This window comes from Bradyrhizobium sp. AUGA SZCCT0431 (genome assembly GCF_018131065.1).
GTDB lineage: Bacteria > Pseudomonadota > Alphaproteobacteria > Rhizobiales > Xanthobacteraceae > Bradyrhizobium.
The window spans coordinates 142,629-155,213 of the sequence record NZ_JAFCLR010000005.1 but is presented as its reverse complement, the minus strand read 5'-3'; the positions used below and the strand labels follow the sequence as shown (position 1 = coordinate 155,213).

At 63.2% G+C, this 12,585-nt stretch carries 11 protein-coding genes; 9 read left to right on the top strand and 2 right to left on the bottom strand.

Annotation, left to right across the window (positions count from 1 at the left end; genetic code table 11):
• The first annotated feature begins 99 nt into the window (after positions 1-99).
• The 7 genes from JQ567_RS06500 (at position 100) to JQ567_RS06470 (ending at position 7,796) form a co-directional block, all read left to right on the top strand.
• Positions 100-1,641 carry an ABC transporter substrate-binding protein gene (locus JQ567_RS06500; protein WP_212438043.1) on the top strand — a complete coding sequence of 514 codons (1,542 nt, stop codon included), beginning with the start codon at positions 100-102 and terminating at the stop codon, positions 1,639-1,641.
• A gap of 6 nt (positions 1,642-1,647) precedes the next feature.
• Entirely contained in the window at positions 1,648-2,598 is a 951-nt protein-coding gene (locus JQ567_RS06495) for an ABC transporter permease (RefSeq protein ID WP_212438042.1), read from the top strand.
• Positions 2,585-3,457: an ABC transporter permease gene (locus JQ567_RS06490; RefSeq protein WP_212438041.1), complete on the top strand. Its 873-nt coding sequence runs from the start codon at positions 2,585-2,587 to the stop codon at positions 3,455-3,457. The genes JQ567_RS06495 and JQ567_RS06490 overlap by 14 nt, the downstream gene beginning before the upstream one ends.
• Positions 3,454-4,449, top strand: a complete 996-nt coding sequence (locus JQ567_RS06485; RefSeq protein ID WP_212438040.1) for an ABC transporter ATP-binding protein — start codon at positions 3,454-3,456, stop codon at positions 4,447-4,449. Before JQ567_RS06490 ends, JQ567_RS06485 begins: the two co-directional genes overlap by 4 nt.
• A complete protein-coding gene (locus JQ567_RS06480) occupies positions 4,446-5,420 on the top strand; it encodes an ABC transporter ATP-binding protein (protein WP_212438039.1) in 975 nt (324 codons plus the stop codon). Before JQ567_RS06485 ends, JQ567_RS06480 begins: the two co-directional genes overlap by 4 nt.
• A gap of 109 nt (positions 5,421-5,529) precedes the next feature.
• Positions 5,530-6,597, top strand: coding sequence for an alcohol dehydrogenase (locus tag JQ567_RS06475; protein WP_212265062.1), 1,068 nt, complete (start codon positions 5,530-5,532; stop codon positions 6,595-6,597).
• A 116-nt stretch (positions 6,598-6,713) separates the two neighbouring features.
• Positions 6,714-7,796 (top strand): isocitrate/isopropylmalate dehydrogenase family protein, encoded by a 1,083-nt coding sequence (locus JQ567_RS06470; protein ID WP_212438038.1) that lies wholly within the window; start codon positions 6,714-6,716, stop codon positions 7,794-7,796.
• A gap of 141 nt (positions 7,797-7,937) precedes the next feature.
• On the opposite strand, the gene JQ567_RS06465 is transcribed toward JQ567_RS06470, so the two are convergent.
• On the bottom strand, positions 7,938-8,759 hold the full coding sequence (locus JQ567_RS06465; RefSeq protein WP_212438037.1) for an enoyl-CoA hydratase: 822 nt from the start codon (positions 8,757-8,759) through the stop codon (positions 7,938-7,940).
• A gap of 224 nt (positions 8,760-8,983) precedes the next feature.
• On the opposite strand from JQ567_RS06465, the gene JQ567_RS06460 reads away from it, so the two are divergent.
• Complete coding sequence (locus JQ567_RS06460) at positions 8,984-9,967, top strand: tripartite tricarboxylate transporter substrate binding protein (protein ID WP_212438036.1); 984 nt, start codon at positions 8,984-8,986, stop codon at positions 9,965-9,967.
• 81 nt (positions 9,968-10,048) lie between these two features.
• Positions 10,049-11,704, top strand: coding sequence for an FAD-dependent oxidoreductase (locus tag JQ567_RS06455; protein WP_212438035.1), 1,656 nt, complete (start codon positions 10,049-10,051; stop codon positions 11,702-11,704).
• Positions 11,705-11,899: 195 nt separating this feature from the next.
• Here JQ567_RS06455 and JQ567_RS06450 read toward each other — a convergent pair whose 3' ends face one another.
• Positions 11,900-12,295, bottom strand: a complete 396-nt coding sequence (locus tag JQ567_RS06450) for a helix-turn-helix domain-containing protein (protein ID WP_192734827.1) — start codon at positions 12,293-12,295, stop codon at positions 11,900-11,902.
• Positions 12,296-12,585: the final 290 nt, after the last annotated feature.

The window sequence follows — 12,585 nt, the reverse complement described above, 5'->3', positions numbered from 1 at the left end:
GCGAACGGTCTTGCCCGGGGCTGCGATTCCAGACAATCTTACCGTCAGCCATCGACGATCCGGAACACCGGACGGACGACACTTTGGGAGGGAGCATCCATGACAGCTGCGATCCGTTCGAGCGCGCTTGCGCGATTATTTCTTGTGGCGGGATTTGCGATCTCGCTCTGCGCTGTTCCCGCCAACGCGCAGAAGAAGGGCGGCAGCATCACGATGGGTCTCGAACTGGACATTGCCGGTTTCGATCCGCTGAAGGTCGGTGTGTTCGATACGGCCGCGAGCACCGCGGCGGCGGCGATTTTCGACACGCTTACCTATCTCGATGACCAGGGCAAAGCGCAGCCCAAGCTCGCGCTGTCCTGGAGTTCCTCCGAGGACTTCAAGACCTGGACCTTCAAGCTGCGGCCCGGGGTCAAGTTCCACGACGGCACACCGTTCAACGCCCAGGCGGTCAAGGAAAATTTCGACCGTCAGAAGGATCCGGCCAACAAGTGCCGTTGCGCGTTCTACATCTCTTTCATCAAGGATTTGCAGGCGCCTGACGAACTAACAGTCGTCTACAATCTGAACGATCCGTCGGTGAATCTGCCCGCGATCATATCGCCTCCAGGTGTGAACTTCGTGGTTCAATCGCCGACGGCGTGGAAGACCAAGGGCGACGACTACAATCGCAATCCTGTCGGCACCGGCCCCTATATCCCGAAATCATGGACGGCGGGCGACCGCATGGTGCTCGAAAAAAATCCGGATTACTGGGACAAGGGCAAGCCCTATCTCGATCGGATCATTTTGAAGCCGTTGCCGGATGCGCAGTCGCGCTTCGCCAGCCTGCAATCGGGTGAGGCCGACATTATCTGGGACGATGAAGCTGATGCGGACAACATTCAGAAGGCACAAAAAGATCCCAAGCTTACCGTCCATACCTTTGCCGGGTCCGGCGCCGCGGTCGCCGCCTTCAACACCAAGGTAGCGCCGTTCGACGACGTCCGCGTGCGCCAGGCGCTGGTGATGGCGCTCGATCGCAAGAAGATGTCGCAGGCGCTTACCAATGGCCTGGCGCGGCCGGCCACCAACCCCTACGGCGACGGCTCATGGGTGAAGTGCAAGGATGACGGCGCGCTTCCCGAAGACGCCGAGAAGGCCAAGGCGCTGATCAAGGAATATGGCAAGCCGGTCGAATTCAAGATGCTCGTCACGGCGACACCGCGCGGCCGCGCCACCGGCCAGGTGCTGCAGCAGTTCTGGAAACGGGTCGGCGCCAACATGGAAATTGAACAGGTTGACCAGGCCACGGTCCCGCCGCGCGCCTTCATGCGCCAGTTTCAGGTCACGCCATGGCGGATCGTCGATCTCGCCGATCCCGACGTCCAGATGTATGCCAATTTCCGCACCGGCAGCCCGCTCGCGCTTGCCAATTATTCGAACCCGGAACTCGACAAATTGCTCGAGCGCGCGCGGGTCACCGCCGACCAGGAAAAGCGCGCCGAGGATTACTGCGCCATCAGCCGGCTGATCAACAAAGAGGCAATCTGGTACTGGACATTCCAGAACACCTATTACGCGATGTCCAGCGCCAAGGTTAAGGGCTTGCCCAAGATGTACAGCGGAGTGGTGGACGTATCCCGCGTCTGGCTGGACTAGCAGCGCATGCTGGGTTTCGTCGCGCAAAGGCTCCTGTATCTCGTGCCGGTGCTGATCGCGGTCTCGCTGCTGACATTTCTGATTGCGGCGCTGCTGCCGGGCGATCTCGCCTACACGATCCTCGGCGATCAGGCGACTCCGGAAAAGGTCGCGGCGCTTCGCCACGACATGGGGCTGGATCGGCCGATCTGGGAGCGTTACTTCGGCTGGCTCGGCAATGTCCTGCAGGGCGATCTGGGGCGATCCTTCCGTACCGGGCAAACCGTGTTGCAGGCGGTGACCGAGCGGCTTCCGATCTCGCTGGAACTGATGATCCTGGCCCAGGTCATGGCGCTCGCGATCGGCGTTCCCCTGGCGATCATTTGTGCGGCGCGCAGCGGCGGCCCGTTCGACCGCTTCATGACCGGCACCGCGTTCGGCATGCTTTCGGTGCCGACTTTCCTGTCGGCGATCCTGCTGATCTATCTGTTCGCGGTGGAACTGCGCTGGCTGCCGGCGACCGGCTACGTACCGTTCGGTGAAGATCCTGCCAGGAACCTGCGGTTCATGGTGCTGCCCGCATTGACGCTGGCGCTCGCCGAATGGCCCGGGATCATGCGCGTGCTCCGCTCCGACATGATCGCAACCCTGCAGGAGGATTATATCGCGCTGGCCAAGGCCAAAGGGTTGAAGGCGTCGCGCATCCTGTTCGTGCATGCTCTGAAGCCTTCATCGCTCACGCTGGTCACGATCACCGGAATCAATATCGGGCGATTGATCGGCGGCGCCGTCATCGTCGAGACGGTTTTTGCGCTGCCGGGAATTGGCCGGCTCCTGGTCGGCGCCATCACCACGCGCGACCTCATCATCCTGCAGGGCGTGGTGCTGCTGGTCGGCGCAGGATTCGTGCTGATCAACTTCATCGTCGATATGCTCTACGCCATGCTCGATCCGAGGATCCGCCATGGCCACGCTTGAACTCGGCATCGACGCGTCAGTTGCGGAAGCCCCGGCGCGGCGTGGCCGCCGGCTCGGACCGCTGTTCTGGATGGCGATCGTCTGGATGATGTTCGTGTTTGCGGTGGCGATCTTCGCCGACGTTCTGCCGCTACCGAGCCCGACCGACATGGACATGCTGGAGAAGCGCGCGCCGTTCTCGGCAGAGCACTGGCTTGGCACCGACGGCCTTGGTCGTGACGAACTCGCCCGGGTGATCTACGGTGCGCGGATATCGCTCATTGTGGGGCTGTGCGCGCCGATCATCGGGCTTACCTTCGGCGGCGCGCTCGGCCTGCTGGCCGGCTATTTTCGCGGCAGGTTCGAGTCGGTGGTGGTCGGCAGCATGGATGTGCTGCTGGCGTTTCCACCGCTGATCCTGGCGCTGGCCGTGACCGCCTATCTCGGGCAATCGATCCTGCATTTGACCTTCATTCTCGGCTTGCTCGGCGTTCCCGCCTTCATGCGGGTGGCGCGGGCAACAACGCTGACATTGGCGCGCCGCGAATTCGTCATCGCGGCGCAGGCGCTTGGCGCGACGCATACGCGCATCCTGCTGCGCGAATTGCTGCCCAACGTCATGCTGCCCTTGTTTGCGTTCTTCCTGCTCGCCGTCGCCATCACCATCGTGGCCGAAGGTTCATTGTCGTTCCTGGGCCTCGGCGTGCCGCCGCCGATATCGAGCTGGGGCAGCATGATCGGGGAGGGGCGCGAGAGTCTGGAGATGGCGCCCCGGCTGGCCTTCATTCCCGCAATCGCGATGTTCCTGACCGTATTGTCCTTTAACCTGGTCGGCGACACGCTCCGGGCGCTCACCGATCCCCGTCAGGGCGCGCTGTGACCGAGGGTACCCTGCTTTCCGTCGAGGATGTCATCGTCGATTTGCCGACGCCGCGCGGCAATCTGCGCGCGGTGGACCATGTCGATCTCACCGTCGGCGCCGGGCGGACGCTCGGCGTGGTCGGCGAATCCGGTTGCGGCAAGACCATGCTGTCCCGCGCGATCCTGCAATTGCTGCCGAAAAAGGCAAAGCTCTCCGGCCGCGTGATGTTCGATGGGCAGGATCTGCTGCAGCTCTCACCGGAGAAACTGCGCAAGCTGCGCGGGCGCTCGCTGGCGGTCGTGTTCCAGGACCCGATGACCTCGCTCAATCCGGTGCTGACCATCGGCACCCAGCTGATCGAGACGCTGCAGGAGCACCTCGAGCTCGATATGCGGGCGGCGACCAAACGCAGCGTCGAGTTGCTCGCCGCGGTCGGCATTCCCGCGCCGGAGCAGCGGCTGACGCAGTATCCGCATCAGCTGTCGGGCGGCATGCGGCAGCGGGTGGCGATCGCGATCGCGCTGTCGTGCGAACCGAAGCTGCTGATCGCGGACGAGCCGACCACCGCGCTCGATGTCACGATCCAGGCGCAGATCCTCGATTTGCTGGCGCGCGAACAGCGCCGCCGCCATATGGCGATGATCCTGATCACCCATGACCTCGGCGTCGTCGCGGGCCGCACTGACGAAGTCGCGGTGATGTATGCCGGCCGCGTGGTGGAGCGTGCGCCGACGCCGGCCTTGTTCAAGAAAATGCGGATGCCCTATACCGAGGCGCTGCTTGCCGCGCTTCCAAAGATCGACGCCGCGCCACATACGCCGCTGCCGGCGATCTCGGGCCGTCCACCCGATCCGACCCGGCCGCTGAAAGGCTGTTCGTTCTCGCCGCGCTGCCGCTATGCGTGGGCCCAATGCCATGTCGAGAAGCCGCGGCTTGAGGAAGCGGACACGCCCGGTCACCAATTTGCCTGCTTCCGTCCGATCGACACCAGCGCGGGTGCCGGCGCATGATGCAGCAAGCCTCACCCGCCAACGGTCCGTTGCTCGACGTGAACAATCTCGTCGTCGAATATCCCGTCGGCAACAAGATCGTGCACGCGGTATCCGGCGTGTCCCTGCAGATCGCCCGCGGCGAAACGCTCGGGCTGGTCGGCGAATCCGGTTGCGGCAAGTCGACGCTCGGCCGCGCGGTGCTGCAACTGCGCCGGCCGGTTTCGGGCCGGGTGCTGTTCGACGGCCAGGACCTCACGGCGATGCAGGGCGATACGCTGCGCCTGATGCGCCGGCGCGTGCAGCTGATCTTCCAGGACCCGATCGCATCGCTGAACCCACGGCGGCGGATCGGCGATATCATCGCCGAGCCGCTGATCATTTCGGGCGTCAAGGATGCGGCCAAACGCCAACAGCTCGTCGACGAAGCGCTCAGCGCCGTTGGTCTTGATCCGGCGCTCGTGGTCGGACGGCTGCCGCATGAATTCTCCGGCGGGCAATGCCAGCGCATCTGCATTGCGCGCGCGCTGGTGCTCAATCCGGAATTCATCGTCTGCGACGAGCCGGTCTCCGCGCTCGACGTTTCGATTCGGGCGCAGATCCTCAATCTGCTGGAGGAGATGAAGGCGCGCTATGGCTTGACCCTGCTGTTCATCGCGCATGATCTGGCCGTGGTGAAGGCGGTGAGCGACCGCGTCGCGGTGATGTATCTCGGGCGGCTGTGCGAGGTCGGTCCGTCCGAGCAACTGTTCGCAAAACCGGCGCACCCCTATACCGCGCTGTTGATCGAGGCGATCCCGGTGCCAGATCCCGACGTGCGCCCCGCCGAGACCGTGCCGGTCGGCGAGCCGCCATCGCCGATTTCGCCGCCGTCAGGCTGCCGTTTCCGGACCCGCTGCCCCAGAGCGGATCAGCGATGCAGCGACGAGGTGCCGGAACTACGCGCCGTGGGATCGGGGCAGTTCGTGGCTTGCCATTATCCGCTGATCTGAATATCGGAAGGTCGCGTTTGTCTCGACTGGATGGACGTGGCAATGTCATCCCGAGAAAATGTCCGCCGGAAAATGCCTGTTCAAGAACAAGAATGACGGGAGAGAAACGATGAAGAGTTTCCAGGTCGCCGAGTTCAACGCCCCCCTGAAAGAGGTCGATCATCCGACGCCGGAGCCCTCGGGATCACAGGTGTTGATCAAGGTGAAGGCCGCCGGCGTCTGCCACAGCGATCTCCACATCTGGGAGGGCGGCTACGATCTCGGCCACGGGCGCAAGCCGCTGTCGCTGAAAGACCGCGGCGTCTCGCTGCCCCGGACCATGGGCCACGAGACCGTCGGCGAGATCCTGGCCTTCGGTCCTGACGCCAAGGCCGCGACCGGTGGTCTCAAGGTCGGCGACGTCACGCTGGTCTATCCCTGGCTCGGCTGCGGCAAATGCGAGACCTGTGTCGGCGGCGACGAGAACATGTGCGTCGTCAAGCCGAATTCACTCGGCGTCTATTGCGATGGCGGCTACGCCGATCACATGACGGTGCCGCACCCGAAATATCTGCTGAATCTCAACGGGCTCGATCCCGTCACCGCCGCGCCCTATGCCTGCTCCGGTGTCACCACCTACAGCGCGCTGAAAAAGGTCGAGAACGTCCTGCATACGCCGATCGTGATCTTCGGTGCCGGCGGCCTCGGCCTGATGGCGCTGTCGCTGCTGAAGGCGATGGGCGGCAAGGGCGCGATCATGGTTGATATCGACGCGCGCAAACGCGAAGCGGCCGAGGCGGCAGGCGCGCTTGCAACCGTCGACGGCAAGGCCGCTGATGCACTGGAGCAGCTGCAGAAAAAAGCGGGCGGGCCGATCCGCGCGGTGATCGACCTCGTCGGCAACGCCCAGACCACGCAACTCGGATTCGACTGCCTGACCAAGGGCGGAAAGCTCGTGATCGTCGGCCTGTTCGGCGGCGGGGCGACCTGGGCGCTGCCGCTGATTCCGATCAAGGCCATCACGATCCAGGGCAGCTATGTCGGCAATTTGCGCGAAACCCAGGAATTGCTCGATCTGGTCCGCACCAAGAAGATTGCGCCGATTCCGGTAACGACAATGCCGCTCGCGAAAGCCAACGAGGCACTGACCGATTTGCAGAAGGGCAAGTTGGTGGGCCGCGCGGTGCTGACACCGTAGGCCCCGAATTGCCCTTCGTCATTGCGAGGAGCGACGAAGCAATCCATCCTTCCCTTTGTGGCCCAATGGATTGCTTCGCTTTGCTCGCAATGACGCCAATACAGTAAGGAATTCCCATGTCCGCCAATAACGCACTCCACATCGCCGTACTCGGCGGCGATGGCATCGGCCCTGAAGTGATGGCCCCGGCGCTCGAAGTCTTGCGAAAGATCGAGGCGACAACGGATATAAAATTTCGCTTCACCGACACGCCGGCTGGCGCCAATAATTATCTGGCGACGGGAAAATCGATGCCGGACAGTACGGTGCGGCTGTGCGAAGAAGCCGACGCCATCCTGCTCGGCGCCTGTGGTCTGCCGTCGGTTCGCTACCCCGACAACACCGAGATCGCGCCGCAGATCGAACTGCGCATGCATTTCGATCTCTATGCCGGCGTGCGCCCGGCGCGGCTGATTCCAGGCGTGCCGAGCCCGATCGTCGGCGCCGATCAGAAGGGCATCGATCTTGTTCTGATCAGGGAGTCCACCGAAGGCCTGTTCGCGTCGATGGGCAAGGGCGTCGTGACCGATACCGAGGCGCGCGAGACGCTCGTCATCACCCGCAAGACCTCGGAACGGCTGTTCGAGTTTTCGTTCCGCCTCGCCGAACGCCGCAAGGCGCGCGGCCGTGCGAATGGCGGGCTAACCTGTGTCGACAAGGCAAATGTGTTCAGGGCGTTCGCGTTCTTCCGCGGGATGTTCGATGAGGCCGCCAAGCGCCACCCTGATGTCAGGGCCGAACGGGTTTACGTCGATGCCTGTTCGCTCATGATGGTGAAGCGTCCCTGGGATTTCGACGTCATGGTGACGGAGAACATGTTCGGCGATATTCTTTCCGACCTCGCTGCCGGCCTGATCGGCGGCCTCGGCATGGCGCCATCGGCGGATATCGGCGACCGCCACGCGGTGTTCCAGCCCTGCCACGGCACGGCGCCCGATATCATGGGGCAGGGCAAGGCCAATCCAACGGCCATGATCCTTTCGGCGGCGATGATGCTGGATTGGCTCGCCGACAAGCACGGTCTCGAGAACGTCGCCGAAGCCGGCGAGCGCATCGAGCGCGCGGTCGACAGGGCGTATGCGGATGGAATCAAGCCGATGGAATTCGGCGGCGGCAACGGCACCGCGGATATCACGAAGGCGGTGCTGGCGGCGCTTTAGGGAATTTCGTCATTGCCTGCAACAAATGCGAAGCGTTTGTGCAAGGGAGCGCAGCGATGAAGGAATCCATTCTTTTTTTTGCTGCGACATGGATTGCTTCGCTTCGCTCGCAATGACGGAATAGGGCGGCTGCCGCTCCCGTTACTTGCCCTTGAACTTCGGCTTGCGCTTTTCCATGAACGCAGTGCGGCCCTCGCGAAAATCCTCAGAGTCCATGCAGGCGGTGCCGATCTGCTTGATCGCGTCGATGTCGCGATGGCTTTCGTCTTTCAGCACCTCGGCGATGGTGACCTTGGCGGCCTTGATCGCGAGCGGCGCGTTGCCGGAAATCGTGCGCGCGATCTCCATGGTCGCGTCCCACAAATCAGGCCCGGGCAAGACGCGATCGACCAGGCCGATCCGCAGCGCTTCGGTGGAGTCGATCCGCATGCCCGTATACATGATGAGCCGCGCCCAGGACGGCCCGACCAGCGAGACCAGGTGCTTGAGCCCGTCATAGCCATAGGCGATGCCGAGTTTGGCGGCGGGAATGCCGAACTGGCTGTTGTCGGCCGCAAGGCGGATGTCCGCCAGCATCGCGACCTGCATGCCGCCGCCGAGGCAGAAGCCCCGGATGCAGGCGATCGTCGGCTTCGGATAGTCCGCCAGCAGCGCGCGTTGCGCGGCGCTGCGCCTGGAGTAAGCCTCGGACGCTTCGGCGTTGTGGCGGGTCTTTTCGAACTGGCTGATGTCGGCGCCCGAGACGAACGCCTTGTCGCCAGCGCCGGCCATGATCACGACGCGGGTTTCGGGATTGTCGCGCAATTCGATCAGCGCGCTGCCGAGCCCTTCCCACATCTCGAGCGACATCGCGTTGCGCTTCTCGGGATTGTTGAAGGTGATGACCCCGACGCCGTCGCTGACGCTCTGCAGGATCTTGCCGTCGGCGTAGGATTTCTCGGTGCTCTTGAGAACATCTAGCATCGGTTGGGTTCCACTTCGGGTCCAGGAATCGATGAAGCGGGCCGCGCTATGGCTTGGTCCGCCGGCCGTGGTGAAAAAAATCATCAGGTGCGCTCGGCTGTCGTGCCACGGTTCGGCGATCCCGGGCAAGGTCTGGAATCACGCCCAATCCTGCCATGCGTTTTCGCTGTGGCGTGATATGGTGGTTCGCAACAGACAAGAAGAACGACTCTCGGGAGGAATGCATGCCGTTGACGCGCCGTGAAGCGATTGCGGGATGCGGCGGCGGGCTGGCCTGGCTGGCCGTTTCGCAGGCGCAGGCTCAGGCGGCCTATCCCAACCGGACCATCAAAATGATCGTGCCCTATCCGCCGGGCGGCACCACCGACCTGCTTGGCCGGCTGGTCACCGACCAGCTCAGGAGCGGCCTGGATGCGACCGTCATTGTCGAGAACAAGCCGGGGGCCGGTACGACGCTGGGCGCGGACCTGGTCGCAAAGTCCGAGCCCGACGGCTACACGCTGTTGATGGCGACCTCGACCACGCTCGCCATCAACAAGACGCTGTACAGGAAATTACCCTATGACCCCACGAAGGACTTTGCGCCGATCGGCCTTGTGGCCGGCGTGCCCTTTGCGCTGATCATCAATCCGATGATCCCGGCCAAGACGCTGCCGGAGTTCATCGCCTACGCCAAATCAAAACCGGGCCTCAGCTACGGCTCGGCCGGCAATGGAAGTCCGCAACATCTCGGCGCCGAAATGCTGAAGTCATCAGCCGGAATCGATGTCCGCCACGTGCCGTATCGCGGCAGCGTACCGGCGATGCTCGATGTGATCGCGGGGCATATCCCCTTCATGGTGGTGGACCTGCAGCCGGCGCTGCAACAGATTCGCGAAGGCAAGGTCAGGGTGCTCGGCGTGACGACGCCCAAGCGCGTTTCGATTGCGCCTGATATTCCCACCCTTGCCGAGGCGGGCCTCGCCGGCTTTGAACTGGTGGCTTGGCAGGGCGTGGTCGCGCCGGCGGGCACGCCGCGGCCGATCGTCGATGCATTGGCGGCGCAACTCGCGAAGCTGATGGTTGACGCGCCAACGCGGGAGAGGTTGATAAAGCTTTCGCTGGAGCCGCTGCCGCCATCGACACCGGACAGTTTTGCCGCCTACATCGGCACCGAGGTCGAGCGCTGGGCCGTGATCGTCAAGAACTCCGGCGCCGAACTCGAATAACAAGAAGTTAACTGCCAAGAATTCCTCTGCCAAGAAGTCCTCTGTAATGGCTCCCTTGCAAGCGCACGGTCAGTGTCCGACATGAATGACACCAATGTGCTGATCGTTGGCGCCGGACCGGTCGGGCTCACGCTTGCGATCGATCTGGCGTGGCGGGGCATCGACGTGACGGTGGTGGAAACGCGGGCGCCCGCGGCGCCGCCGGAGCCGAAATGCAACCACGTCGCCGCCCGCACCATGGAGATCTTCCGCCGGCTGGGCCTCGCCGAAACAATCCGCAATGCCGGATTGCCCGCGGATTATCCGCACGACATCAGCTACCGCACCTCGTTTACCGGGCAGGAGCTGACGCGGATTCACATCCCCTGCCGGCGCGACCGCTTCACGGCAACCGATGGCCCGGACTGCAACTGGCCGACGCCGGAGCCGCCACACCGCATCAACCAGATTTTTCTGGAGCCGATCCTGTTTGCGCATGCGGCGGCGCAATCGCGCATCCGCATCATCAATCGGACCTCGGTCGAGGACGTCGTGGTGGAAGACACCGGCGCGCGCATGAGCTTGCGCGACCTCGACACCGGCGCCGTGAGAACGGTGAATTGCCGTTACCTGATCGGTTGCGACGGCGCGCGCTCGATCGTTCGCAAGGCGATCGGCGCCGAATTGTCCGGTGATGCCGTGATCCAGCGCGTGCAGTCGACCTACATTCGCGCACCCGGGCTGATCGATCGCCAGCAGAGCGAGCGGGCGTGGGGCACCGGTGCCATCAACCCGCGCCGCTCGGGCATGGTGTATGCGATCGACGGCCGCGAGCGCTGGCTCGTGCATAATTACATGAAGCCGGGCGAGGGCGGTTTCGACGAGGTCGACCGCGATGCCTGTCTGCGTATCATCCTCGGCGTGGACGATGATTTCAACTACGACATCCTCTCAAGGGAAGACTGGTACGGCCGCCGGCTGATCGCCAGCAAGTTTCGTGATCGCTGCGCCTTCATCGCCGGCGATGCCGCGCATGTCTGGGTGCCCTACGCCGGCTACGGCATGAACGCAGGGATTGCGGACGCCATGAATCTGTCGTGGCTGCTGGCGGCGCATCTCAACGGCTGGGCGCCACCCTCCATCCTCGACGCCTATGAGGCGGAACGCTGGCCGATCACCAGCCAGGTGTCACGGTTTGCGATGTCGCATGCGGAAGCCGAAATTCGCCGCCGAGGGGCTGTGCCAGCAGACATCGAGGCGGCGGGTCCGGAAGGCGAGCGCGTGCGCAAAGAAATCGGCCGGCTCACCTATGAGATCAACGTCCAGCAATATGCCTGCGCCGGCCTCAATTTCGGCACCTATTACGATCGCTCGCCGATCATCGCCTATGACGGCACTGAGGCGCCGGCCTACACGATGAGCCTCTATACACCCTCGACGGTCCCGGGCTGCCGCACGCCGCATTTCCGGCGCGCCGATGGCAGTTCGATTTACGACGCCATGGGCGAGGGGTTTACGCTGTTGAGGTTCGATTCAGCCGCAGACGTCGCGGCGCTCGAGGCGGCGGCTCGCGTGAGGGGTGTGCCGCTTGGGGTGCTCGATGTCGAGGGAGCGGACATTGCCACCGATGATGGCAACGGTCTGGTGCAGTCGGGTCTGGTGTTGTCGCGGCCGGACCAGCACGTGGCCTGGCGGGGCGTTCGGGTGCCGGACGATCCGCTTGGGCTGATCGATCGTGTGCGCGGCGCCGGAAGCTAGAGCCGTTTCGGTTCTGACGGAGTCGCAACCGGGCTCTATTGTCGAAGGCGTGGATTTGTCGACGGCGTGGTTGTTGGAGGCGTGGTTTTTCGCGGCGTATTTTTCTGACGCACACTTTTTTGACGCATACTTTTTTTCACGCGTGTTCGTCGCGCGAACCGGCCCCCGGTCCGCGCGAAAACACCAGGCAACCGATCAGTCTTCGTTCGCTGCGATCGATTCCATCAAGGACACCAGCTGACGTTGTACGGTCTGGTCCTTGATCTTGCTGTAGGCTCGCAACAACCGCAGGCTGAAAGCGCTGTCGAGGAACAGCAGGCTCTCGACCTCACGCGCCTTGCCGTCGCCGTCGTAGAAGAAGGTGACGGGCACATCGAGCGCGGTAGCGATCTGCTGAAGACGAGCTGCGCCGACACGGTTGACGCCCTTCTCGTACTTCTGGACCTGCTGGAAGCTGACGCCGAGCTTGTCGCCAAGCTCTGCTTGCGAGATCTTCTGCTCAACACGCCGCAGGCGAATCCGCTTGCCCAATTCAATGTCGGGTTTGCCGGCACTGCGCTGCTTCATCTTCTTTGCTGCTGATGTTTTCATTCTGGTTTTACCGTCCTTCGATCGGGAAACCCTGAGCGATTAGGCCAGGGGTTCATCCGCATTTACCGCGTTAAGTTCGTCTGGATCGTGAGTTCGTCGTTAGAACCACGGGATATCGAGTGATTGCGGGATGGCAGCCAACGCATTTGCGCATTGGAAACACCCTGATACCGGCGTCGTCGGCTGCCTCCAGCCATTGGCGCCCGGGGCATAATTTAGCAAAACCCCGCACCCCTACATTTGGCAAACTATTCGACAAACTACAACCACCGCGAGTTCACTTGCCACAG

Bases quoted from the DNA above. Each gene is read 5' to 3' on its own strand.
- JQ567_RS06500 (WP_212438043.1), top strand. From the start codon at position 100: ATGACAGCTGCGATCCGTTCGAGCGCGCTTGCGCGATTATTTCTTGTG.
- JQ567_RS06495 (WP_212438042.1), top strand. From the start codon at position 1,648: ATGCTGGGTTTCGTCGCGCAAAGGCTCCTGTATCTCGTGCCGGTGCTG.
- JQ567_RS06490 (WP_212438041.1), top strand. From the start codon at position 2,585: ATGGCCACGCTTGAACTCGGCATCGACGCGTCAGTTGCGGAAGCCCCG.
- JQ567_RS06480 (WP_212438039.1), top strand. From the start codon at position 4,446: ATGATGCAGCAAGCCTCACCCGCCAACGGTCCGTTGCTCGACGTGAAC.
- JQ567_RS06475 (WP_212265062.1), top strand. From the start codon at position 5,530: ATGAAGAGTTTCCAGGTCGCCGAGTTCAACGCCCCCCTGAAAGAGGTC.
- JQ567_RS06470 (WP_212438038.1), top strand. From the start codon at position 6,714: ATGTCCGCCAATAACGCACTCCACATCGCCGTACTCGGCGGCGATGGC.
- JQ567_RS06465 (WP_212438037.1), bottom strand. From the start codon at position 8,759: ATGCTAGATGTTCTCAAGAGCACCGAGAAATCCTACGCCGACGGCAAG.
- JQ567_RS06460 (WP_212438036.1), top strand. From the start codon at position 8,984: ATGCCGTTGACGCGCCGTGAAGCGATTGCGGGATGCGGCGGCGGGCTG.
- JQ567_RS06455 (WP_212438035.1), top strand. From the start codon at position 10,049: ATGAATGACACCAATGTGCTGATCGTTGGCGCCGGACCGGTCGGGCTC.
- JQ567_RS06450 (WP_192734827.1), bottom strand. From the start codon at position 12,295: ATGAAAACATCAGCAGCAAAGAAGATGAAGCAGCGCAGTGCCGGCAAA.